We start from the raw sequence: 23,426 nt of genomic DNA, 5'->3' as shown, positions 1-23,426 counted from the left end.
TGGGTTAGCCCAATAAATCCTGCAATGTTGCGAGGTTGTCTGCTTCTTCCACCGACTTGTCCTGCCGCCACCTCAACATCCGCGGAAACCGCACTGCAATCCCGCTTTTGTGCCGCTTGGACAGGGCGATCCCTTCGAACCCCAGCTCAAACACCATGCTCGGCGTCACACTGCTGACCGGGCCGAATTTTTCCACCGTGGTTTTGCGCACGATGGCGTCGACCTTGCGCATTTCTTCGTCGGTCAGGCCTGAATACGCCTTGGCGAACGGCACCAGGGTTCGTTCGCTGGCGTCCGGCGGGCCGTCCCAGACCGCGAAGGTGTAATCACTGTAGAGACTCGCGCGGCGACCGTGGCCGCGTTGCGCATAAATCAACACGGCGTCGACGCTGAACGGGTCGACTTTCCATTTCCACCACACGCCCATGTCCTTGGTGCGGCCNACTCCATACAGCGCATCCCGGGCCTTGAGCATCATGCCTTCGACACCGAGGCGGCGGGACGCCTCGCGTTGCCGGGCGAGGTCGAACCAGTCTTCGCCGGTCAGCACCGGTGAGGCGAGTAACACCGGGTTGTTGCAGGTGCTGATGAGCTGATCCAATTGAGCGCGGCGCCTGGCCTGAGGCTGACTGCGCCAGTCCTCGCCTTGCCATTCCAGCAAGTCGTAGGCGAGGACCACCACCGGCACTTCTTCGAGAATTTTCTTGTCCAGGGTTTTGCGGCCAATCCGCTGCTGCAACAGCGCGAACGGCAGCACCGCTGGAGCGAACGGTGATTGCGGGTTGAACGCATCGTCAGTGGTGGGTCGAGTGGTCTTCCAGGCGACAATTTCACCATCGATCACCGTACCGTCAGGCAGTCCGTGAAGCAGGCTGTCGAGTTCGGGAAAACGCTCGGTCACCAGTTCTTCACCGCGCGACCAGATCCACAGTCGCCCTTCGCGCTTGACCACTTGGGCGCGGATGCCGTCCCACTTCCATTCCACTTGCCATTGGCTCGCCGGGCCGAGCACAGCTTCGAATTGCTCGACCGGTTGTGACAGGGCATGGGCCAGGAAAAACGGGTAGGGCTGGCCTCCACGCTGGGCATGTTCGTCGNACGATTCGGCGGCGATCAATTTCAGGTAACTGGCGGCGTTCGGGCGATTGGACAGGTCGGTGTACCCAACCAGCCGCTGGGCCACGCGCTTGCTGTCGAGTCCGGCCATCGCCGCCAAGGCTCGCGTCACCAGCAGTTTGGAGACGCCGACGCGGAAACTGCCGGTAATCAGTTTGATGCAGAGCATCAGGCTTGAGCGGTCCAATTGTGCCCAGAGCGCGGGCAGTCGCTCTGCGAGAACTTCCGGGGACTCACCGCGCAGTGGCAGCAGTTTGTCTTCAATCCATGCCGCCAGCCCGTCGGTGGAGCTGTGCAGGGTTTCAGGCAGGACCAGCGAAATGGTTTCCGCCAGATCGCCGACCGCCTGGTAGCTTTCTTCGAACAGCCAGGGCTCAAGGCCGGAAAACTCGACGGCCAGCTCACGCAGCACACGCACCGGCACCAGCTGCCGAGGTCGCCCGCCGGACAAAAAGTACACCGCCCACGCTGCATCTTCGGGTGCAGCCTGGGCGAAGTAGGCCTGCATTGCGGCCAGTTTGGCATTGCTTGACGTGGTGGCGTCGAGTTCGGCATACAGCTCGGCGAAGGCCTTCATGTCGCCACCTCGGCGTGCTCGGTTTCGACGGCCGCGTTGTCTTCCTCATCGTCGCCGTATTCGGTGCTGAAACCCATGGCATCAAGGCCCTGTTCGCGCAGATGCCGCACCANCACCGCCACGGAGCCGTGGGTGACCATCACCCGTTCGGCGCCGGTTTGTTCGATGGCCCACAACAGGCCGGGCCAATCGGCGTGGTCGGACAATACAAAACCTCGGTCCACGCCGCGTCTGCGCCGCGTGCCGCGTAATCGCATCCAGCCGCTGGCGAAGCCGTCGCTGTAGTCGCCAAACCGGCGCATCCAGGTGCTGGCGCCAGCCGATGGCGGGGCGATGACCAGCGCCTTACGCATCATCGGATCGCTCTTTTGCACATCGCCGGCATAGATCGTCGGCGGTATGTAAACGCCGCTTTCGCGGTACACCCGGTTCAGCGGTTCTACGGCACCATGCACCAGAATGGGGCCGAGGCTGGCGTCGATGCCATGGAGGATCCGCTGGGCCTTGCCGAAGGAATAGCAAAACAGCACGCTGGTTTTGTCGGCTTCGGCATTGGCCCGCCACCACTGATTGATCTCGTCAAAGATCTGCGCCTGGGGTTGCCAGCGATAAATCGGCAGGCCGAAGGTCGACTCAGTGATGAAGGTATGGCACTGCACCGGTTCGAACGGCGCACAGGTGCCGTCGGGCTCGACCTTGTAGTCACCGGATGCCACCCAGACTTCGCCCTGGTATTCCAGGCGCACCTGGGCTGAACCGAGCACATGCCCGGCGGGGTGGAAACTCAGGGTGACGCCGTGGTGCCGCAAACGCTCGCCGTAGGNCAGGGTTTGCAGGTTGATGTCCTGGCCCAACCGCGAGCGCAGAATGCCTTCGCCGGGCGCGGCCGCCAGNTANTGCTGGTTGCCGGTGCGGGCATGGTCGCCGTGGGCGTGCGTGATGACCGAACGCTCGACCGGCCGCCACGGGTCGATATAGAAATCGCCGGCGGTGCAGTACAAACCTTCGGGGCGCGCGATAACAAGATCCATGTTGTTACCAAAATGGGGGGACTTGTTAGCTATGAGGTTTGCGCGAAGCCAGAAGTTCTATCGAGATTTCATGGATGAGTAAGATCCCAATGTGGGACACCTGTGGCGAGGGGGCTTGTCGGAACGCCGCATCGCCCCGTTCGGCTGCGAACAAGCCCGCTCCCACATTTTTGATCCGGTTTCTTCAGTAAGAAACCGGGTTACTTGCCAGGCGTCAGGGTCAACCGGGTCTTCCCATACACCTTGTCAAAGTTCTGCGGCTGCATCGGGAAGCTCAGGTATTGCCCCTTCAGCCATGGATCAATGCTGTCGAGGTAGTGCGGGCTCGCCGGATTGCCAGACTGACCGGTGCTGTTCTGCCCCATCAGTGGCTCTGCCTGGCTGAAGTCCACGATAAAGCGCATGGCCGGCGCCAGCGTCGTATTGAAGTCCTGACCCCAAGTGAAGGCCGCCGTGTTCAGCGTCGTGTGATCGCCGCCGGCCGCGAGTGGACCGCGCACGGTCTGGCCGCTGGCATTCTTCCATTCATAGCGGTGCAATTTGCCCCACTGCCAGGCTTTGTGATCGCCGCCCAATTGACTGTCGCCGGCGCTGATTGCGGCGGCGAGGCTGCGGGCAAGGATCGCCGGCTTGTCTTCTTTTTGCGCGGTGCGCACGTCATCCCAGAACGGACTGTCTTCACGGCCCAGCAAGTGATCGGCCTGCGCCGCATAGGACAACTTGCCGTTGGCGATAAAGGCTTTCCACGCCGGGCTGCTTTCCGGGCCCAGTTCGTCGAGGAAGATCTGTTTGGTGCTTTCCTGCAGGAACAGCTCGTAGATCGCCGCATCCGCAGAGGTCGGGCTGAGTTTGCCGTCGAAGGCCATCAAACGGGTGTACGCCTCGCGAGCCTTGCCGCGATCGGCCACCGGCAGTGCTTCAATGGCCTGTTTGAGCGGCTGGGACATGCCCGGTGCTTCAAACATTTTCTTCAGTTTGGCGGCGAACGTCGTGGTTTGGTCGTATTGCATCGCGATCACGCTGCGCGTGTCGTGTTTGCCGACACCCGCCAGTTCGGCCAGGCGTTCGCCACGTTCCGGAGCCGACCAGGAATTGGACAGCTGCATGCCATAGCCATGGGGAATGACCCGCTGGTTGGCGGTGCCGAGCCAGCCCTGGGCCGGGTCCTGNTCGTACGGGTGCAGCATCGCGTCGGCGTAACCGTCCCAGTCAAAACGCGCGTCCCAGCCCGGCGAGGGCAGCAGGCCTTCGCCTTCGCGGCGGTTGGGGAAGCGGCCGGTGACTTGCCAGCCGATGTTGCTGGCGTCGGCGAACACCAGGTTCAAGGCGATGGCGCGGATTTCACGGCTGGCGTCCGAGGCTTTCTCGACGGTCTGTGCCCGGGACAGGTCGAAAAACGCGTCCAGGGTTTTATCGTCGGTGAAGTTCGGCGTCTGCAAGGCCAGGCCGAAACCATTGGCCAGCGTCGTGCCCTGGGCGCTGTTGAGCANNGGNCCGTGGCGGGTTTCGTACACCACTTCGCGAATCGGCCGCTGGCCCTTGNCGAAGTAGGTTTCGTTGCGCGCGATCGCCGGCTGCCATTTACCGCCGACTTCATACGTGAGGCCGTTGCCCTGGCGTTTGATTTTTTCCAGGAACAGGTCCTGGTTGTCGCCCATGACCGAGGTCATGCTCCACGCCACTTTGCCGTTGAAACCGCCGAGCACCATGGGTAAACCGGCAATCGTCACGCCAGAGGCCTGGTACTTCGGTGCGCGAATCTGCACGTAGCTGAACAACGATGGCACGCCCAGCGGGCCATGGCTGTCGCTGGCCAGCAGGCTTTTGCCACTGCGGCTGCGTTGCGGGCCGATGGCCCAGTTGTTCGACGAGGTGGCGCCCAGCAGATTCAGGTCGGACAGTTGCCCGGTGGCTTTGCTGATTTGTGTCAGGCCCGGGATGGCACCATTGAGCTTGATGCCTTGCAGTTTTTCAGCTTCGCCCAACGGCAGCTTTTCGTCGGGGGCGGACGGCGTCAGCCACCCGAGTTTGTCCGTGGTGACGGTCTGGGCCAGCATCAGTGCGTTGATTTCTTCCGGCAGGTTGGCCGACTGACTGAAGTTCAGCAGGCAGAAAATCAGCGCCGAATCTTCCGGCTTCCAGTACTCAGGCTTGTAGCCCGTCTGGGCCAGGTCCGGCGGCAGCTTGTCGCGGTAGCGGAACAGGTAGGCGTTGACGCCACGGGCATAGACTTCGAAGAAGCGTTTGAGGCGCGGCGACGATGCTTTATACAACTCGCCCGCGCTTTTCTTCAGATTGATGGCGCGCATGTAGCGGTCGGCGTCCAGCAGGTCCGCTCCGGACATTTCCGCCAGACGGCCCTGAGCCAGCAGGCGCAAGGTGACCATCTGCGTGATCCGATCGCTGGCGTGCACATAACCAAGGCTGAACAGCGCGTCATGGAAGGTGTTGCTTTCGATCAGCGGCATGCCCTGGGCATTGCGGCGCACCGAAACATTCTGTGCCAGGCCTTTGANCGGCTGCACGCCGGCAACGGGAGGCAGGGTGTCCTGGGTGTTCCAGGTCTGGCAACCGGTCAGGCTCAAAACACCGGCTACTGCCGCGGCAACGCCGAACCGGGGAAGAAAATGTGAGAGGGCTGGCGAGGCCATGGCAAAGCTCCTGCGGGGGGTAGCGTCATTAAAGGCGCTACGTTAGTGAGCAGGAGGAGGGCGCGCAAGCGGGGTGTCAGGTTATTTCAGGATTTGTCCGATAAACNATGGCTTGCCTGTAAGAGGAGGTGATGTTGAAGTGCGTGAAATTCAATGACCTGTTGTGAGAAAAGTCGGCATGGAGCTTAAGACCAACGCAGCACTGATCATCATTGACCAACAAAAAGGCATCCTGCACCCCAAGCTAGGTCGTCGAAATAATCCTCAGGCCGAGGAACGGATTCTCGATCTGCTGGCGTATTGGCGGCGAACCGGGCGCCCGGTGATCCATGTGCAGCACCTGTCCCGTTCACCGGAATCGGTGTTCTGGCCGCAGCAATCAGGCGTGGAATTTCAGGACCGTTTCATGCCACAGGCCGGCGAACAACTGATTCAGAAACAGGTACCGGATGCGTTCTGTGCAACGGGGCTGGAGGCGAGTTTGCGCGCCGCAGGGATCGGCCAGGTGATCATCGTTGGCGTTGCGACCCATAACTCGGTGGAGTCCACAGCGCGAACGGCGGGAAACCTGGGGTTTGACGCGTGGGTGGCGGAGGACGCGTGCTTTACGTTCGACAAGGCCGATTTTTTTGGCCATGCGCACTCAGCCGAGGAGGTGCATGCGATGTCGCTGGGGAACTTGCACGGGGAATATGCAACGGTCGTCAGCTCCGCACAGATTTTGAAGGCTGACTGAATTCCCTGTGGGAGCGAGCTTGCTCGCTCCCACAGGGGGGTATGCGTGCACAGAACCCATGTAGGAGCGGGCTTGCCCGCGATAGCGATTCAACCGGCGAAACAGAACTTCGCCCGAAGCATCAAGCGCCGTGGCACTTCTTGAATTTCTTGCCGTTGCCGCATGGGCAAGGATCGTTGCGACCAACGTCTTTCAAGGCGTTGCGCACCGGCTCCTGGTGAGCGTGGCCGCAGTTCGGGCCGTGGACATGGCCGTGGTCGTGATCATGGTGATCGTGATCGTGATCGTGGTTGCAGTCAGGACCATGGACATGGGGTTGCTGAGTCATCGGTTTTGCTCCGGAATTAAATCGGCGGGGATTATCACGCCATTGCGCGCCAGGTGCACGTAGTGCGCGATGAATAAACCGGTTTCCATTTCACCTTCCAGGCGATAGGGGATGGGCTGATCGGGTTTTTTCAGCATTTTCACCACGTCCCGAACCTTGGGCCACAGGTTGGTACGGATCGGCACCTTGAAATAGGCACTGCGCTTGGGGCCTACGGTGAACCAGTGTTCATGCTCGCCTTCGGCCAGCAGCAGGTCGCCCAGGTGAATGCGGTATTCGAGGCCGCGCACCGTCAGGTCGCTGTCATTGGGGTTGTCGACGCGAAAGTGCAGGATGAATTTCTGCTCCATCAACTTGGCCCGGACCACTTCCACCTTCACCAGATGCACTTGCGGATCCGGCAGATCGTCGCCGAACCAGGATGCGCAGCCGCTGAGCCCGAGAAACATCAGCAGGGTAAGCATCTGTAACACGCGCGGGCAAGCCTCGCTCCTACAGGTCGGGTAGGCTTCGCCAGCGGCTACAGGGTTTTCCTCAACTGCCGAAATACCCCGCGCAACACTTCTTGAATTTCTGCCCGCTGGCGCACGGGCAGGCATCGTTGCGTCCGGCCTTGAGTGGCACGGTGGGGTCGATGAAGTACCAGTGCCCGGCGTTCTGCACGAACGAGGAGCGCTCGCGGTGGCTGTGTTCACCACNNCCGTCATGCCAGCGTGCGGTGAANGTGACGAATGCGTGTTCCGGTTGACCGCCCAATACCTCGGAGCTTTCCACCTCCAGACCCAGCCAGGTGCTTTGCGCGCTCCAGTCGCTGATGGACTGACGATCCAGGCCGGACTGTTGCGCGGGCAGGGTGGTNGCCACCAGGTAGTCCACCAGGCCCAGCACATAGGCGCTGTAGCGCGAACGCATCAGCGCGGAGGCGCAGGGCGCGGGGTGGCCGGCGTGATAATGGCCGCAGCAGGCATCCAGCAGGTTGCCACTGCCGCAGGGGCAAATGGATGTACTCATTGCGTTACCACCAATACTTCCCGAAGTTTTCCGGGTTGGCCCAGAAGCGGGCGTTGAGCCAGTCCGGCACCTGTTTATAGTCAAGCAGATCATAGGTGAACAGCGTCAACACTTGATCGTCGCGCTGGAAACGTTCACTGGCTTGCAAGGCCAGGGAAAAGAAGTCCGTCTCCTGCCAGCCGCTGGCCGGCAAATCCGCCAGCACCGCAATGCGACTGGCATTCAAATTACGGATCCCGCCTAACAGATTAAGACCGTCGCGCTTTGGCAGGTGTTCAAGGCAATCGACTACCAGCGCCAGATCAAAGCGGCGCGACGCCAGTTCGGCCGGCAACGCACCCGGTGCCGCATGCGCCACGCAGCTGTCCGGGTGCGCGAGCTTGAACGCCTCAAGTGCGGGGAACTCGCTGGCGCCGATCAACAACAGGCGCGCGGGGGCGTATCGATCAAGCAAAGCGGCCAACGCCTGCTGGGGCGTGCGCGAAGAAATACCTGCAATCATCAGAGTTCCTCAAGAAGAGCACCAAGACTAGCCTGCCCAAACGTCCGGGCCTAGAGCGGGTTTACGCCAAAATCGGCGAACGGCCGTAAACACAGGGCAAAACAGCAATGGCCTATTGCTGGCGGAGATTAAAACTCCGGTCTTTACTCCCTGAATCGGTTTCAAGCCGATCCCTCAGGAGAAAACTAGATGAGCATANTGCGGACAGCTCTACCCTTGGTTCTGCTAACCGGAGTATTGACNGGTTGCGCAGGTTTGCAGAAAACCGACTGGCCGACCTGTGCGGCGGTCGGTGGTGTTGTGGGTGCAGGTCTCGGTGCGACCGAGAGCTCGGCGTGGGCGGGGTATGGCGCGCTGCTCGTTGGCGGCACGGCAGCGGCTTATTGCTGGGTTCACGGCGATGGCGACGAAGACGGCGATGGTGTGCCGGACAGTCGTGACAAGTGCCCGGGTACGCCTCGAGGCGTGAAGGTCGATGCCGACGGTTGCCCTCCACCCGTGCCTGCGCCAGTGGTCGAAGAGGTTGTGGTGGTCAAGGAAGAAGTCATTGTCATCCGTGATGTTCACTTCCAATTCGACAAGGCCACACTGACCCCTTCTGACAAAGAAGTACTCAACACAGTCGCTACTCGCCTGAAGCAGGAATCCAGCACCGCCCAGTTGACCGTGACCGGTCATACCGACAGCGTAGGTAGCGATGCCTATAACAAGAAACTGTCGGATCGTCGCGCCCATTCGGTGGTTGAATACCTCATCCAGCAAGGCGTACCCCGCAGCGAATTCGTGTCTGTGACCGGTGCCGGTGAAAGCCAGCCAGTTGCTGATAACAAAACCGCTGACGGCCGCGCATTGAACCGTCGCACGGAAATCAAAATTAACCGTTAAGTCCCTTCCGCTCCGCGGCTTGTGCAGTCGCGGATGCGGGTCTTTACTCCTGTGTAACCGGTATGGGCCGGTAACACAGGAGCTTTCACAATGAGCGTTCTCACAAGGACCGTCTTGCCGGTTCTGCTGCTTGGCAGCCTGTTGACCGGTTGCGCCACTCACAGCGATGGTACCGCCCCTCTCAATCAACGTACCTGGCCGATCTGTAGCCTCATTGGCGGACTGGTCGGCGGAGGCCTGGGCGCGATTGAAAGTGCCGGCTGGGCAGGCGGTGGAGCAGCGCTCGGGATCTTGACGGGTGGCTTGATCTGTTACGCCCAGGATGGCGATGAGGACGAAGACGGCGTTTTCGACCGGCGTGATCGTTGCCCCGATACCCCGGCCAATACACCTGTCGAGCATCACGGTTGTCCGCTGCCGCAGTATCCGGCCAGCGTGAAACCTGCCGAACCTGTGCATTTGGAAGTCATTACCCTCAGTGATGCCGGTGACGTGCTGTTTGCGTTCAACAAATCCGACCTGACGCCCGCCGCGCGCGGTCAGCTGGATGCGCTGATGAGCAAACTGCAAAGCGCCGATGTGGTGAGCGTCAAGGTGATCGGTCATACCGACAGCGTGGGTTCGGATGCTTACAACCAGGCCCTGTCGGAACGCCGCGCCAGCAGCGTGGCGGCCTATCTGTTGAGCCAGGGCCTGGCGCCGAACAAACTCACCAGTGAAGGCAAGGGTGAGAGCCAGCCGGTGGCCGACAACGAAACGGATGAAGGACGCGCGAAAAACCGTCGGGTGGAGTTACACGTTAATCGCTAAACCCCGAAATAGAGCCGTCGGACAACAATTGCTGTTGATCCGACGGCCATTCGGCGGCCTTCATGAAGAATTTTCTATTGCCTCTGGCTTATCCCTCGCGGAAGCCGTTACTGTGCGCGCAAAGAATAATTCTCAACGGGGGGGCGTATGAAGGTGTTTTGGGGGCTGGGGAAGTTGTTGACCCTGCTGTTCTGGCTGGTGGTGCTGGTCAATCTGCTGATGCCGTTTGTCAATCCGCTGCACCTGCTGGTCAATCTGGCTGGCGGCGTGTTGGCGTCTCTTCATCTGCTTGAGGCGGTGTTCTGTTTCCGCAGCCTCCGGGGTCGCGCTCACCCTTGGCGTGATCGCTTGAAGATCTTGTTTTTCGGCGTATTCCATCTGCAAACCCTCCCGGCTCCGACCGCATCGAAGGCTTCCCATGCGTAAACTCTGTCTGCTCGCCGCACTCATCAGCCCATTGGCCTGCGCTCAGGTGGTCAGTGTCGAAACCAATTCGTTGATGCGCCTGCCCAACACCGCCAGCACCTTGCAGCTTGAACGCCTGGAAGTCGCCGATTACGGCACCTTGTTGATTCCTTCGAACGTGACGGAAGTCACCGTCGGCGAATTGCATCTGGGGCGTGAGGCGCGGATCGCCATCGTGCCAAGTGAACAGGCACTGGAATTGAAAGTCAGCCGTGCCGAGTTGTCCGAAGGCAGCCAGATCACGGCTCGCGGGGCGCCGGGGACTTACCTCAAGGCCGCTCGCTCCGGACGCAACCTGAATGTGCAGATCAAGTCGCTGCACGCACCGCAGTTGTCGGTAGACGCTCGCGGTGGCGCGGGCGCGCCAGGTTTTGTCGGCCTCGACGGGGCCAACGGTCAGGCACCGGGTTGCACCTGGGGCCAGGCGGGTCGTGGTGCCGATGGCAGCAATGGCAGTGATGGTCAGCCGGGGGCGCCGGGTGCGCTGGTCAGGCTGGAAGTGCCGCGTGATTATCCGGTGGACCGGATCAAGGTTCAGGTGGCGGGCGGTGCCGGTGGCCTCGCAGGCCCCGGCGGTAAACCGGGCGCCGGCGGCAAGGCCAAGGGCTGCTTCGTGTACGAGGCCGATGGCGGCAAAAGCGGCCGTCCCGGTGTTGATGGCCAGCCGGGGCCTGCGGGCGCGGCGGGGGCGGTGACTGTTCAGCGGTTGTAAGTAATTTCTGAAATGTGTGTCGTCTAGTCGATCGTCTTCGCGGGCAAGCCCGCTCCCACAGGTTTTGAGTCGTTCACAAATGAGTTGAACAGCTCAAAACCTGTGGGAGCGAGGCTTGCCCGCGAAGCTTTTAAAACATCGGACGTGCCGCAGCAATCGCCACCAGCACCAGCCCGACAATCAAATTGATCCCCACCAGTTTGCGAATCTTTCCCAGCGTCGCAGCCCCGGTTGGCCAATCCTGAGCCGCTACCGCCGTGCGCAACTCGGGCAGCAGCAACGCCTGAATGCGGATAAACAGCGCGGTCATCACCACGTACAAGCCCATCATCACCTGCACATAACGCGGCGCGGCCTCAAACCCGGCGTATTGCAGATGAATCATGCCCACGCCGCTGATCGGCAGAAGTACCACCGCGACCCAGACCCAGCGGAAAAAACCTTGAAACACTTCCAGCCACAGCTTCAACCGGGCAGGGCCCTCAAGTGCCGCCATGGCGGCGGGGCGCAGGATCATCCAGGCGAAAAACATACCGCCGACCCAGATCAGGGCGGCCAGTACATGCAGGGTGTAAGCGAGGCTAAACGCGGTCATTGTGGTACTCCGTTCTGCGCGGGATTAATTAGCGGGGTATGATAGCGGCCGATCCGAACCACTGAAAATTTATCCAGCGTTTTTTGCGCCCGACAATCCATGATCAGCACTGAACTCAAAACCACGATCCAGGGCGCCTATTCGCGTTTTCTCGAAGCCAAGAGCTTGAAACCGCGCTACGGCCAACGCCTGATGATCGCCGAAGTGGCCAAAGTCCTCGGGGATATCGACACCGACGACGAAGGTCGGCGCAGTGGCGACCCCGCGGTCGTGGCCGTCGAGGCCGGCACCGGTACCGGCAAGACCGTGGCCTACAGCCTGGCCGCGATCCCTACCGCCAAGGCTGCCGGCAAGCGCCTGGTGATCGCTACCGCCACTGTCGCCCTGCAAGAGCAGATCGTCTACAAAGACCTGCCCGACCTGATGCGCAACAGCGGCCTGAACTTCACCTTCGCCCTGGCCAAGGGCCGTGGCCGCTACATGTGCCTGTCCAAGCTCGACGTATTGTTGCAGGAAGGTCACGCACAAACCGCCACGGCTTCGCTGTTCGAAGAAGAAGGTTTCAAGATCGAGGTTGATGAAGTCAGCCAGAAGCTGTTTACCAGCATGATCGAGAAGCTCGCCGGCAATAAATGGGACGGCGACCGCGACAGCTGGCCCACTGCTTTGGAAGATGCCGACTGGGCGCGCCTGACGACCGATCACAGCCAATGCACCAACCGCCATTGCCCCAACTTCGGGCAGTGCGCCTTCTACAAGGCCCGCGAAGGCATGGGCAAGGTCGATGTGATCGTTACCAACCACGACATGGTCCTGGCTGACCTGGCCCTGGGCGGTGGCGCCGTATTGCCGGACCCGCGCGACACCCTTTACGTATTCGACGAAGGTCACCACCTGCCGGATAAAGCCATCGGCCACTTCGCCCACTACACACGCCTGCGCTCCACCGCCGATTGGCTGGAAACCACCGCCAAGAACCTCACCAAACTGCTGGCCCAGCACCCGCTGCCCGGTGANCTGGGCAAGTTGATCGAGCAGGTGCCGGAGCTGGCGCGGGAGATCAAGACCCAGCAGCAATTCATGTTCAGCGCCTGCGAGCAGGTTGCCGACTTCAAGCCCGGTGAGGATGTGGAAGGCCGTGAGCGGCCACGTCACCGCTTTGTCGGCGGGCTGATCCCCGAGCACATGCGCGAAATGGGCATCGAGCTGAAAAAGGGCTTTTCGCGCCTGACCGACCTGTTCACGCGTTTGACTGACCTGCTCAAGGAAGGCATGGACGGCGAGGTCAACATCGGCATCGCCAGCAACCAGGCCGAAGAATGGTACCCGTTGTTCGGCAGCCTGCTGTCGCGTTCCCAAGGTAACTGGGAATTGTGGACCGCCTTCACCGTTGAAGACCCGGAAGACAACCCGCCGATGGCGCGCTGGCTGACCTTGTCGGAAAGCGGCGCGCTGTTTGATATCGAGGTCAACGCCAGCCCGATCCTTGCCGCTGAAATGCTGCGCCGCAACCTGTGGAACGTGGCCTACGGCTGCCTGGTAACGTCGGCCACACTGACGGCCCTGGGCACTTTCGATCGATTCCGCATGCGTGCCGGCCTGCCGAAAAAAGCCGTCACCGCCGTGGTGCCGAGCCCGTTTCATCACGCCGACGCCGGTGTGCTGCGGGTGCCGGACCTGAAAGCCGACCCGCGTGATGCACCGGCTCACACCGCAGCGATCATCCGCGACCTGCCGGAGCTGGTCGAAGGTTCGCGCGGCACGCTGGTGCTGTTTTCCTCGCGTAAACAGATGCAGGACGTGTTCGATGGCCTCGACCGCGACTGGCGCAAGCAAGTGTTTATTCAGGGCAACCTGTCCAAACAGGAGACCCTGAACAAGCACAAGGCGCGGGTCGACGGTGGGGATTCCAGCGTGTTGTTCGGCCTGGCGAGTTTTGCCGAAGGGGTCGACTTGCCCGGTGCGTATTGCGAACACGTGGTGATCGCGAAGATTCCGTTCTCGGTGCCCGACGATCCGGTCGAAGCGGCCCTGGCCGAATGGATCGAAGCGCGGGGCGGTAACCCGTTCATGGAAATCTCGGTGCCTGATGCGTCCTTGAAGCTGGTCCAGGCCTGCGGTCGCTTGCTGCGCACCGAAGAGGACCGGGGCACCATCACCTTGCTTGACCGNCGCCTGGTCACCCAGCGTTATGGCAAAGCGATCCTCAACGCATTGCCGCCATTCCGTCGCGAAATTTCCTGAAACACCGGTGGGCTTTTTAGCCCACCGCGTTGTCTATCGTTCAGCCACCGCTTTTCCATTGGCCCATAAGGGTCGTCAGGGAGAACCACGTTCCTATGATTCGCCGTTCGTTGCCTGCTGTTTTCGCCTTGATCTTCTCAGCCCCTTTGCTGGCAGCCCCTGCCAGCCAACAGACGCTGTTCAACTTTGTACGCCCCGCCGATGTGGTCCAGGTGGCGACTCAGGATGCCAGCCTGCCGCAATCCAATGCGGAGCAAACGGCCGAAGGCGAAGTGTTGCGTCGGGTGACGTTCAACCCGGTGGCGCAACCGACCTTGCGTCTGACCCCGCAAGCCGGGGCCTGGGACTGGTCGCAGTCGGGTGTCATGAGCTTGCGCATCCAGAGCGCGATGGACTGGGCCGTGACCCTGTACGTGAAAATACAGAGCAACGATGGCAAGACGTTGATCAGTCGTGTCGATTTGCCCGCCGGACCGGCGCAGACCTTGTTGATCCCGCTGCAAGCCAACTCGCCGCTGAGCCAGGGCATGAAGGCCGGCCCGCCGATGCCAATCACCGTAGATGGCCAGCGCGTACTGCTGGCCGGCAGTGCCGGTGAGATTGACCGCAGCCAGGTGGNGTCGGTCACGCTGTCGATGGATCAGCCGAAAGTGGCCCAAAGTATCCTGCTTGAGCGCTTCGGCGTGCAGGACGGTGAAGCGGTGACCAAGGCGGCTTACGGCGGCCTGGTGGACGCTTACGGTCAATCGACCCGGGCCAAATGGCCGGAGAAAGTCGGTAGCGATGAGCAACTGAAAAGCGCCGTCGCCAAGGAACAGCAACAAACCAACACCTGGCTCGCCGAGCGCCAGAAGTTGTCCCTGGACAAGTACGGCGGCTGGAACAAAGGCCCGGCGTTCAAGGCCAGCGGCTTTTTCCGCACTGAAAAGCGCGACGGTCGCTGGTACCTGGTGACCCCGGAAGGGCATCCGTTCTATTCGCTGGGGGTCAACACCGTGACCCCGGACGTCAGCCAGACCTACATCGCCGGTCGCGAGTGGATGTTCGAATCCCTGCCAAAACCGGAAGAACCCTTGGCCAGCCATTATGGCGAAGGTGACAACCGTGGCGGTAACGGCGCCGATCAGGGCCGTGGTTATAACGCCGGTCGCTGGTACGATTTCTATGGTGCCAATTTGCAGCGCCTTTACGGAGAACCGTGCGGGCTGGGCAGCGACACCAAGGCCGGCGTCGCCGAAGCGGCCAAGGCCGATGCGGTCGAGGCCACGGCCGACAAGGCCGCCGAGCAACCTGTCGCACCTACGACTGCCGAATCCGGCGTCGCCGAAGCCGCCAAGACCGGCGCAGAGGAAGCGACCGTCGCCAAAGCCGTCGAGCAAAAACCTGCCGAGCCCTGCAAAGCCGTGGTTGATGAAAACCGCTGGGCCAGCCATACCCTGGATCGCCTGCAAGCCTGGGGTTTCAACACGGTAGGCAACTGGAGCGACGAAGCGTTGGCCACCGCCGACCGCGTGCCGTACACCTTGCCGCTGTCGATTGTCGGTGACTACGCCAGCATCAGCACCGGCACCGACTGGTGGGGCGGCATGCCCGACCCGTTCGACCCGCGGTTTGCCATGGCCACCGAGCGCGCCGTGGCCATCGCCGCCCGTGACCACCGCGACGATCCGTGGCTGATCGGCTACTTTGCCGACAACGAACTGGCCTGGGCCGGGCCCGGCGATGATCCGAAAGCCCGTTACGCACTGGCCTACGGCACCCTGCGCATGACCACCGACGTACCGGCCAAGCGCGCGTTCCTCAAGCAATTGCGCGACAAGTATCGCAATCAGGCCGGCCTTTCCAAGGCCTGGGGCATCGACTTGCCGGCCTGGGAGTTGATGGAAGACCCGGGCTTCGTGCCGCCGCTGCCGAGCGCCGAACACCCGGAAATCGAGGCTGATTTCAAATACTTCCAGAAGGTCTTCGCCGATACCTACTTCAAGACCCTTTCCGATTCGCTCAAGTGGCATGCGCCGAACCAATTGCTGCTGGGCGGTCGTTTTGCCATCAGCACGCCTGAATCCGTGGCGTCCTGCGCCCAGTATTGCGATGTACTGAGCTTCAATATGTACACCCTCAAGCCCCAGGACGGTTATGACTTCGCCGCCTTGCACGCGCTGGACAAACCGGTGCTGATCACCGAGTTCAACTTTGGCTCGGCAGACCGTGGCCCGTTCTGGGGCGGCGTCACTCAACTGGCCCGGGAAGAAGACCGCGGCGCGGCGTACAGCAACTTCCTCAAACAGGCCNTGAGTGAACCGTCGATTGTCGGTGTGCACTGGTTCCAGTATCTGGACCAGCCGGTGACCGGCCGTCTGCTCGACGGCGAGAACGGCCACTTCGGGCTGGTGGGCATCACCGATGTGCCGTTCCAGGGCTTTGTCGACAGCGTGCGCAAGAGCAACCTGGCGACCGTCGATCAGTTGGGCAAGGAGGCCGCGAAGGCCGGGGCTGAAGCGGACAAAGCCAGCCATGAAGGCGAGGGCGGCAAAAAAGGTGATGCCGACAAAGGCGCAGGGCAGGGGACTGGCCATGCGGGTGGGCATTCCGCTAACGGCCACTGATCGCCACAAAGGTTCTGATTAATTCTATGGGCGGGTACACNGCCTGGCCATGCGGGTGGGCATTCCGCTAACGGCCACTGATCGCCACAAAGGTTCTGATTAATTCTATGGGCGGGTACACCGCCCAGCCCGCACCTGTTCCCAAATCCCCCAAGGGCTGGAACAATGCGGACCACTTTGTAGATTTCGGGGAGTTGCGGGTGCAGATTCAGGGTCATTACGAGCTTAAGTTCGAATCAGTACGCGAAGCGTTCGCGGCGCTGTTCGACGATCCTCAGGAACGTGGCGCGGCATTGTGCATCCGGGTCGGTGGCGAAACCGTCGTCGACCTGTGGGCGGGTACCGCCGACAAGGATGGCGCTGAGGCCTGGCACAGCGACACCATCGTCAACCTGTTTTCCTGCACCAAGACCTTCACCGCCGTTACGGCCCTGCAATTGGTGGCCGAGGGCAAGTTGCAACTCGACGCCCCTGTCGCCAACTACTGGCCCGAGTTTGCGGCGGCCGGTAAAGAAACCATCACCTTGCGCCAGTTGCTCTGCCACCAGGCCGGGCTGCCGGCGATGCGCGAGTTGCTGGCACCCGAAGCGCTCTACGACTGGTACACCATGGTCGATGCCCTCGCGGCCGAAACGCCGTGGTGGACACCGGGCGAAGGCCACGGTTACGCGGCAATCACCTATGGCTGGCTGGTAGGCGAGTTGCTGCGGCGTGTCGACGGTCGTGGGCCGGGCTCATCGATTGTGGCGCGGGTCGCCAAGCCGTTGGGGCTGGATTTCCATGTGGGCCTGGCGGACGAAGAGTTTCACCGCGTGGCGCACATCGCCCGCGGCAAGGGCAACGTTGGCGATGCGGCGGCCCAGCGCTTGCTGCAAGTAACCATGCGCGAGCCGACCGCCATGACCACCCGGGCCTTCACCAACCCGCCGTCGATCATGACCAGCACCAACAAACCCGAATGGCGCCGGATGCAACAACCCGCCGCTAATGGCCACGGTAACGCCCGTAGCCTTGCTGGTTTTTACGCCGGCCTGCTTGATGGCAGCCTGCTGGAAAGCGAAATGCTCGAAGAGCTGACCCGTGAACACAGCCTTGGCGAAGACAAGACTTTATTGACCCGGACCCGTTTTGGCCTGGGTTGCATGCTCGATCAACCGGACGTTCCCAATGCGACCTATGGCCTCGGCCCACGGGCATTTGGCCACCCGGGCGCTGGCGGCTCCATCGGTTTTGCTGACCCGGAACACGATGTGGCCTTCGGTTTTGTGACAAATACCCTGGGGCCGTACGTCTTGATGGATCCGCGCGCGCCAAAGCTTGCGCGGGTACTGGCCACTTGTCTGTAAAACGCACTCTCGGGCTCCAGGGCCGGAACCCGAAGGCCTTTATGGTTTCCAAGCGTCTGTTTATCCGGTCACGCCGGCCTGATTTTTTATGATTTCATTTTTGTGGATATCCAATGTCATTCAATAAAACCACCCTTGCCTTGGCCCTGTGTGTCGCGATCACCGGTTGCGCACAGACCCCACAAAATGATTCGGATGGCAGCAGCTGGTGGCCATTCGGCTCCTCCGACAAAGTTGCAGCGAAAGAGCCGGCCCCAACTCCAGCTCCAGCCCCAGCCCCTTTGAAAACTGCCGCCGCGGCTCCAGTGGCCAAAGCTGAAAGCTCCAACCCTTGGTACTGGCCGTTCGGCTCCGATGAAGTGCTCGACAAAAAGCCGGACGTAAAACCCGAAGCCAAGCCTGTCGAAGTCGCCAAGGCTGAAGCCGATGCCGGTGGCAAATGGTGGTGGCCGTTCGGTGGTAAGGATCAACCCACCGCCAAAGCCGTGCCGATGCCGGACCCTAAAGTCACTCAAGCCTGGCTCGACGACTATGAGCCGCGCCTGCGCGCCGCCATCAAGGACAGCAACCTGCAACTGGAGCGTCGCGAGAACGTACTCGTTGTGATCGCGCCGGTTGATGGCTCCTACAACCCGAAACGTCCAGCCATGTTGCTGCCGGTGACCCTCGGCCCGTTCACTCGCGTTGCGAAAATCCTTGAAGTCGATCCAAAGACCGCCGTGTTGGTCCTGGGTCACAGCGATACCTCGGGCGCCGCACCGGCCAACGTGAAATTGAGCCAGGAACGTGCACAAGCCGTGGCCGCGATCTTCCGTCTGAGCGGTTTGCAGCGTGATCGTCTGATGCTGCGCGGTATGGGTGGTGAAGCTCCGCGTGCTGCCAACGACAGCAACGAAGGTCGTGCATTGAACCGTCGCGTGGAATTGCTGGTGACTCCGCAAAACACCATGGTCGCGCTGCTGAGCAAGTACAACATGCCGGCTCCGGCGCCAGTGCGCCTGGTCGCTGCCCAAGACGTCAAGCCAGTGGTCAAGCCGGTTACCCCTGCGCCAGCCGCGAAGAAAGCGGATGTACCCGCCGTGAAAAAAGCTCCGGCCAAGAAAGCCGCCAAGGCTCCAGCCAAGAAGACACCGGCTAAAACCGCAACCCCGGCGAAAAAGACAGCGCCAGCCAAAGCCGCTGCAGCTGACAAGAAAGTCGCTACCGCCGATGCGGTCAAAAAGTAATTCGTTAACCAAAAGGAATGCGCCATGACCCAGGGCCTGGCTGATATGCGTCGCGACTACACCCGTGATGGCCTGACCGAGGCGCAAGCCCCGGCCGAGCCGTTCGGACTGTTCCATCAGTGGTTTGCGGACGCGGTAAAAACCGAGCAGCCACCGGTGGAGGCCAATGCCATGACGTTGGCAACGGTTGATCAGGACGGTCGCCCGCACTGCCGCATCCTGTTGCTCAAGGGCCTGGACGCGCAGGGCTTTACCTTCTTCACCAACTATCAGAGCGCCAAGGGTGAACAACTCGCGGCGCGACCGTTTGCGGCCATGACTTTCTTCTGGCCCACTCTGGAGCGCCAGGTGCGCATCGAAGGGCGGGTGGTCAAGGTTACGCCTGAAGAGTCGGATGCTTATTATCAGGTCCGCCCGCTGGGCAGTCGTCTCGGTGCCTGGGCTTCGCCCCAGAGCCGGGTGATCGCCGATCGTGCTGAACTGGAAGCGCTGCTCAAGAACACAGAGCAACGTTTCAGCGACACCCAACCACACTGCCCCGAGCATTGGGGTGGCTACCGTTTGTTGCCCGAGCGCATCGAGTTCTGGCAAGGCCGCGCCAGCCGCCTGCACGANCGCCTCAACTACCGTTTGCAAGGCGCCGACTGGATTCTTGAACGTCTGGCACCTTAAGCAGTCTACCGATCGGGATAGCCCGCCGCAGCGGCTTCAAGCCACTGGGGCAGGTCCCGGCGCTTGATCTTCTGCGCCTGAGCGCTTGCCAGTTGCTCGAGCATGAACGCTTTTTTCTGCTCGTCTTTACCCGCCAGTGCCAACGCCAGATCGCGATCCATCCAGCGCTTGATCCGCACGTACAGCCACCAGTGGAAGTACAAACCGGCGACCGTGGTGACGACAATGATGAAGTAATCCATGAAAATCCTTGGGTCAGTGGCGCAGATTTTTCGATTTGCCGCTACTGTGTGGTGAGTTCCGAGGCGCCTGTACCAGGCCTGAATGAAACCAATTTTATCCGGGCGATGCCGTGACAGGCGCCAAGCTGCGGCGTCTAATGAATACCTGTCCTTTGGAGTTGATGCTATGCGTAAGTCCGTTTTGCTGGTTGCTTCCTTTTCCACGATGGCGATGTTGCTTACCGGCTGCCAATCGAGCCTGACCGGTGACTCGTACTCCCGTGACGAAGCGCGTCGTGTACAGACCGTTCGCATGGGCACCATTGAATCCCTGCGTCCGGTGAAAATCGAAGGCACCAAAACCCCAATCGGCGGTGTTGCCGGTGCAGTGGTCGGCGGTGTCGGCGGTAGCGCCATCGGCGGCGGTAAAGGCAGCATCGTCGCTGCGGTCATCGGCGCCGTGGCCGGCGGCCTGCTCGGTTCAGCCACTGAAGAAGGCCTGACCCGTACCCAGGGCGTGGAAATCACCGTTCGCGAAGACGACGGCAGCATGCGCGCCTATGTGCAGCAGGTTCAGGAGAATGAAGTGTTCCGCGTGGGCGAGCGGGTACGAATTGCTACTGTTGATGGGACGAGCCGCGTTTCGCACTAAGCGGGAACGAGCGGTAAAAGAAAACCCCGACTGGGTGACTGGTCGGGGTTTTGTTTGTTAAGGATTGTCACGGCGCGGCGCGGGGGCCTATGAAATATTCCAACCCCTCGGGTAAGTCGATTTCTAATAGTTCTGCAACCTGTAGGATTTGATTACCTGNCNNATCGTAACCATAGATTTTGTCTTCTGGTTCGCCCCATTTCATTACTAGTCTCGGTTGTTCAATATTCTCCCTGGGGATGGCACTTCAAACACTAAAAACTCTGTTTTTTTATCGAAGACCTCAACTGCATGGCGTACATCTGGATAGCTCCGAGTCATTCTGTGCATACCAGTTGTACGATGTTATTTGCACCCATGAGGGATTTTCCTGTCCAGTCTTCCAATACCTTTATTTGTTCTGCAGACAAGTCGTGACCGTCGAATTCGTCGTCCGGTTGCTGCCAGTTCATCAGCACTCTCAAATCTTTACGTCGACTGGCAGGGACCTCTACGGTAAGAAGCAGATCTTCAGTCTGACGGTCGAAAACCTCTATTACATGTTTCATTTTTCTACTCTCCTTGCCGGGTCGGCAGGTTTTGTCTGCTCTCCGGTTTCCGGGTTGTACTCTCCCAGATGTTTTCCTTGTTTCGTGTACAACTCAACCTTGCCATTTTGGGAGTCCCACTCATATATACGGCCTCTGCGGTCTAGCCATCGGGCTCGTTTTTTACCTCCACCTTGAACTGAAACCTTCGGTTTTACGGGTAATGCATCAGGGAAGCCTGGGAGGGTTTCCGGATCATCGTAGTACTTATGATCCCCCGGCATGCTCATCACTACATAAACCGGATTTACCCCCGAACCCACCGGAAACACAAGAATGAAATCCTTGTAATCAGGCGGATAAACCGGATCGACGATGATGCTGTCAGCCTGTTTCGTGGGCGGATAAACCCAGATGTGCGGTGCTTGCGGAGCAGCCTTCAGCGCCGGAATTCCAAGGATGTCCGAACCCTCCACAGCCGGTGTCCAGATCAGCTCAACCCCATCCCCCAGATCCGCCACCTGCTGACTGCCGCGCAACGAGAACTGCACAACATCAACCATTTCCCAACCGCGGTTCTTACCGGTGTAGAAGCCATAACCCTTGAGACGGCCATCCGCCTGTTGCTCGACCTGCAAGCGAACGCGGGTCCTGGCCTGTTTCAGAGCGCGCAACTGATCTTCGGTATAAAGCGCGCTGTCGCCCAGGCTTGGTGTCCAGAGCAGCGCGACCACGGTGGCCAATGCGGTGGCCCCTGCTGTACCGATTGCCGCGACCGGAGCAGCGAGCGACGGAGCACTCAGTGCAAGTCGGCCAATGCCGAGCGAGACGGTACTGCCGCTGATGGTTTGGAGATTCAGCAGCCCGGTATCGTCCGCTTCACGGGCACCCAGCCAGGCGACTTCCCCGTAATCCTTGAGGCTGTCGGTGGGCACCATGCCCGAAGGATTCGAGTAATCGATGATGGCGTCCGGCAGTTTGCAGGACTTGGCGAAGACGCATCCGGCGCGAACGGACTCGTCCTTTTTGGCAACGACCTCGCGACTGCGCTCGAAAGCGTCTTGCCGTGCAAGCATGGCGTCGTAGGCGTTTTGTCGGGCGTCCCGCTCGGCCAGTTCGGTGGCCGTCATGAAGCGGTGAGTGACGTGATGTCCGTCGCCGGACGGTGGGTTTTTAACCCTGGGGACTTCCTTGTTTCCAGCCACTGATCTTCCTTGCGTTCGTACATCGACAGCCCCAAACAAGGGGCTGTGCGACGTTAACGAACGAGGTCACACGTGGCTGTAGGACGAATCCTGAATGTCGTTAAGAGTGTTCTCTATCACTCAGGATGGCAGCGCGTTGCGCTTGTGGCTCGCTGCCGCCGTCACCGCATATCCGATCAATGCCGCCAGAATCGAACCGGTCAAAATGCCCATCCGGTCCATCCCGGCGTATTCGCTGGCGCCCGGCACAAAGGCCAGGGAGCCGACAAACAGGCTCATGGTAAAGCCGATACCGCACAGGATCGCCACACCCAATACCTGTCCCCAGTTGGCACCTTGGGGCAGGGCGGCGATGCCGATTTTCACGGCCAGCCAGGTCAGGCCGAACACACCGAGGGTTTTGCCCAGCAGCAGGCCCACGGCAATGCCCATCGGCACATGGTGGGTAAAGCTTTCCATGGTCACGCCACTCAGAGACAAACCGGCGTTGGCGAAGGCGAACAACGGCAGGATGGCGTAGGCCACCCACGGGTGCAACGCGTGCTCCAGGGTCAGCAATGGCGAAGGTTCGGCGTTTTTGGTGCGCAGCGGAATGCAGAACGCCAAGGTCACACCGGCCAGGGTGGCGTGGACGCCGCTCTTGAGCACACAGACCCACAGGATCAGCCCTATGATCATATAGGGCCCGAGTTTGATCACGCCCAGGCGGTTCATCGCGATCAAGGCGACGATGCACGAGGCGGCCAATGCCAGCGAAAGCGTCGACAGGGTGCCGGAGTAGAAGATTGCAATGACGATGATGGCACCGAGATCGTCGATGATGGCCAGCGTCATCAGGAACAGTTTCAGCGACACCGGCACGCGCTTGCCCAGCAGCGCCAGAACGCCGAGTGCAAAGGCGATGTCGGTGGCCATCGGGATGGCCCAGCCACTCAGGGCGGCCGGGTTGTCACGATTGAGAAACCAGTAGAGCAGCGCCGGAACCACCATGCCGCCAATCGCTGCCGCGCCGGGCAGGACGATCTGCGAAGGTTTCGACAGCTGACCGTCAAGGACTTCGCGCTTCACCTCCAGGCCGATCAACAGGAAGAACAGGGCCATCAGGCCATCGTTGATCCATAGCANCGCCGGTTTGGCGATTTGCAGCGCACCGACCTGCGCCACCACCGGCGTCTCCAGGAAACTGCTGTACAGCCACGACAACGGGGAGTTGTTGATGATCAAAGCCAGGGCTGCCGCGGCGATCAATAACAGACCGCTGGCNGCTTCCAGCTGGAAGAAACGGGTGAAAGTGCTACGCAGAGGCAA

The 23,426-nt window shown here is 60.7% G+C and carries 23 protein-coding genes; 11 read left to right on the top strand and 12 right to left on the bottom strand.

Annotation, left to right across the window (positions count from 1 at the left end; genetic code table 11):
* Positions 1–4: 4 nt before the first annotated feature.
* The 3 genes from B7L09_RS10885 to B7L09_RS10875 all read right to left on the bottom strand — a co-directional run bounded on the left by B7L09_RS10885 (position 5) and on the right by B7L09_RS10875 (position 5,375).
* Positions 5–1,693, bottom strand: coding sequence for an ATP-dependent DNA ligase (locus B7L09_RS10885; protein WP_094468806.1), 1,689 nt, complete (start codon positions 1,691–1,693; stop codon positions 5–7).
* Positions 1,690–2,724 (bottom strand): ligase-associated DNA damage response exonuclease, encoded by a 1,035-nt coding sequence (locus tag B7L09_RS10880; RefSeq protein WP_094468805.1) that lies wholly within the window; start codon positions 2,722–2,724, stop codon positions 1,690–1,692. The genes B7L09_RS10885 and B7L09_RS10880 overlap by 4 nt, the downstream gene beginning before the upstream one ends.
* A gap of 200 nt (positions 2,725–2,924) precedes the next feature.
* Positions 2,925–5,375 (bottom strand): penicillin acylase family protein, encoded by a 2,451-nt coding sequence (locus B7L09_RS10875; RefSeq protein WP_094468804.1) that lies wholly within the window; start codon positions 5,373–5,375, stop codon positions 2,925–2,927.
* A 178-nt stretch (positions 5,376–5,553) separates the two neighbouring features.
* On the opposite strand from B7L09_RS10875, the gene B7L09_RS10870 reads away from it, so the two are divergent.
* Positions 5,554–6,111 (top strand): cysteine hydrolase family protein, encoded by a 558-nt coding sequence (locus B7L09_RS10870; RefSeq protein WP_094468803.1) that lies wholly within the window; start codon positions 5,554–5,556, stop codon positions 6,109–6,111.
* Between the two features lie 121 nt (positions 6,112–6,232).
* Here the strand turns inward: B7L09_RS10870 and B7L09_RS10865 are convergent, their stop codons facing one another.
* The 4 genes from B7L09_RS10865 to B7L09_RS10850 all read right to left on the bottom strand — a co-directional run bounded on the left by B7L09_RS10865 (position 6,233) and on the right by B7L09_RS10850 (position 7,952).
* The gene (locus tag B7L09_RS10865) at positions 6,233–6,439 is read right to left on the bottom strand and encodes an SEC-C metal-binding domain-containing protein (RefSeq protein ID WP_007918601.1); all 207 of its coding nucleotides are present in this window, start codon (positions 6,437–6,439) and stop codon (positions 6,233–6,235) included.
* Positions 6,436–6,903: an LEA/WHy family protein gene (locus tag B7L09_RS10860; RefSeq protein ID WP_094468802.1), complete on the bottom strand. Its 468-nt coding sequence runs from the start codon at positions 6,901–6,903 to the stop codon at positions 6,436–6,438. The genes B7L09_RS10865 and B7L09_RS10860 overlap by 4 nt, the downstream gene beginning before the upstream one ends.
* 70 nt (positions 6,904–6,973) lie before the next feature.
* A complete protein-coding gene (locus B7L09_RS10855) occupies positions 6,974–7,450 on the bottom strand; it encodes a YchJ family protein (RefSeq protein ID WP_094468801.1) in 477 nt (158 codons plus the stop codon).
* A gap of 4 nt (positions 7,451–7,454) precedes the next feature.
* A complete protein-coding gene (locus B7L09_RS10850; RefSeq protein WP_094468800.1) occupies positions 7,455–7,952 on the bottom strand; it encodes a DUF6231 family protein in 498 nt (165 codons plus the stop codon).
* Between the two features lie 189 nt (positions 7,953–8,141).
* Between B7L09_RS10850 and B7L09_RS10845 the strand changes: the two genes are divergently transcribed.
* The 4 genes from B7L09_RS10845 (at position 8,142) to B7L09_RS10830 (ending at position 10,824) form a co-directional block, all read left to right on the top strand.
* The gene (locus tag B7L09_RS10845) at positions 8,142–8,837 is read left to right on the top strand and encodes a PA1041 family peptidoglycan-binding anchor lipoprotein (RefSeq protein ID WP_094468799.1); all 696 of its coding nucleotides are present in this window, start codon (positions 8,142–8,144) and stop codon (positions 8,835–8,837) included.
* A 90-nt stretch (positions 8,838–8,927) separates the two neighbouring features.
* Positions 8,928–9,647, top strand: a complete 720-nt coding sequence (locus B7L09_RS10840) for a PA1041 family peptidoglycan-binding anchor lipoprotein (protein ID WP_094468798.1) — start codon at positions 8,928–8,930, stop codon at positions 9,645–9,647.
* Between the two features lie 147 nt (positions 9,648–9,794).
* Positions 9,795–10,073 carry a DUF1145 domain-containing protein gene (locus tag B7L09_RS10835; protein ID WP_094468797.1) on the top strand — a complete coding sequence of 93 codons (279 nt, stop codon included), beginning with the start codon at positions 9,795–9,797 and terminating at the stop codon, positions 10,071–10,073.
* A complete protein-coding gene (locus tag B7L09_RS10830; protein ID WP_094468796.1) occupies positions 10,066–10,824 on the top strand; it encodes a collagen-like triple helix repeat-containing protein in 759 nt (252 codons plus the stop codon). Before B7L09_RS10835 ends, B7L09_RS10830 begins: the two co-directional genes overlap by 8 nt.
* 130 nt (positions 10,825–10,954) lie before the next feature.
* On the opposite strand, the gene B7L09_RS10825 is transcribed toward B7L09_RS10830, so the two are convergent.
* Positions 10,955–11,419, bottom strand: coding sequence for a CopD family protein (locus B7L09_RS10825; RefSeq protein WP_094468795.1), 465 nt, complete (start codon positions 11,417–11,419; stop codon positions 10,955–10,957).
* Positions 11,420–11,518: 99 nt separating this feature from the next.
* On the opposite strand from B7L09_RS10825, the gene dinG reads away from it, so the two are divergent.
* From dinG to pdxH, 5 genes are all read left to right on the top strand, one after another.
* Positions 11,519–13,663, top strand: a complete 2,145-nt coding sequence (dinG, locus tag B7L09_RS10820) for an ATP-dependent DNA helicase DinG (RefSeq protein ID WP_094468794.1) — start codon at positions 11,519–11,521, stop codon at positions 13,661–13,663.
* A 95-nt stretch (positions 13,664–13,758) separates the two neighbouring features.
* Entirely contained in the window at positions 13,759–16,269 is a 2,511-nt protein-coding gene (locus B7L09_RS10815) for a beta-galactosidase (RefSeq protein ID WP_094468793.1), read from the top strand.
* A 200-nt stretch (positions 16,270–16,469) separates the two neighbouring features.
* Entirely contained in the window at positions 16,470–17,615 is a 1,146-nt protein-coding gene (locus B7L09_RS10810; RefSeq protein WP_094468869.1) for a serine hydrolase domain-containing protein, read from the top strand.
* Positions 17,616–17,728: 113 nt separating this feature from the next.
* On the top strand, positions 17,729–18,841 hold the full coding sequence (locus B7L09_RS10805; RefSeq protein ID WP_094468792.1) for an OmpA family protein: 1,113 nt from the start codon (positions 17,729–17,731) through the stop codon (positions 18,839–18,841).
* A 24-nt stretch (positions 18,842–18,865) separates the two neighbouring features.
* The gene (pdxH, locus tag B7L09_RS10800; RefSeq protein WP_094468791.1) at positions 18,866–19,513 is read left to right on the top strand and encodes a pyridoxamine 5'-phosphate oxidase; all 648 of its coding nucleotides are present in this window, start codon (positions 18,866–18,868) and stop codon (positions 19,511–19,513) included.
* Positions 19,514–19,518: 5 nt separating this feature from the next.
* On the opposite strand, the gene B7L09_RS10795 is transcribed toward pdxH, so the two are convergent.
* On the bottom strand, positions 19,519–19,755 hold the full coding sequence (locus tag B7L09_RS10795) for a hypothetical protein (protein ID WP_077749569.1): 237 nt from the start codon (positions 19,753–19,755) through the stop codon (positions 19,519–19,521).
* Positions 19,756–19,921: 166 nt separating this feature from the next.
* Between B7L09_RS10795 and B7L09_RS10790 the strand changes: the two genes are divergently transcribed.
* A complete protein-coding gene (locus B7L09_RS10790) occupies positions 19,922–20,386 on the top strand; it encodes an outer membrane lipoprotein (RefSeq protein WP_094468790.1) in 465 nt (154 codons plus the stop codon).
* A 317-nt stretch (positions 20,387–20,703) separates the two neighbouring features.
* On the opposite strand, the gene B7L09_RS10785 is transcribed toward B7L09_RS10790, so the two are convergent.
* From B7L09_RS10785 to nhaA, 3 genes are all read right to left on the bottom strand, one after another.
* Positions 20,704–20,934, bottom strand: coding sequence for a DUF7683 domain-containing protein (locus tag B7L09_RS10785; RefSeq protein ID WP_010462607.1), 231 nt, complete (start codon positions 20,932–20,934; stop codon positions 20,704–20,706).
* Positions 20,931–22,118: a colicin E3/pyocin S6 family cytotoxin gene (locus B7L09_RS10780; RefSeq protein ID WP_094468789.1), complete on the bottom strand. Its 1,188-nt coding sequence runs from the start codon at positions 22,116–22,118 to the stop codon at positions 20,931–20,933. The genes B7L09_RS10785 and B7L09_RS10780 overlap by 4 nt, the downstream gene beginning before the upstream one ends.
* Positions 22,119–22,238: 120 nt before the next feature.
* Positions 22,239–23,426 carry a Na+/H+ antiporter NhaA gene (gene nhaA, locus B7L09_RS10775; RefSeq protein ID WP_094468788.1) on the bottom strand — a complete coding sequence of 396 codons (1,188 nt, stop codon included), beginning with the start codon at positions 23,424–23,426 and terminating at the stop codon, positions 22,239–22,241.

This window comes from Pseudomonas mandelii (assembly GCF_002251635.1).
In the GTDB taxonomy this organism is placed as follows: Bacteria; Pseudomonadota; Gammaproteobacteria; order Pseudomonadales; family Pseudomonadaceae; genus Aquipseudomonas; species Aquipseudomonas mandelii_B.
Note: the sequence above shows the minus strand (reverse complement) of the source record. Positions and strands in the feature narration are given on the sequence as shown.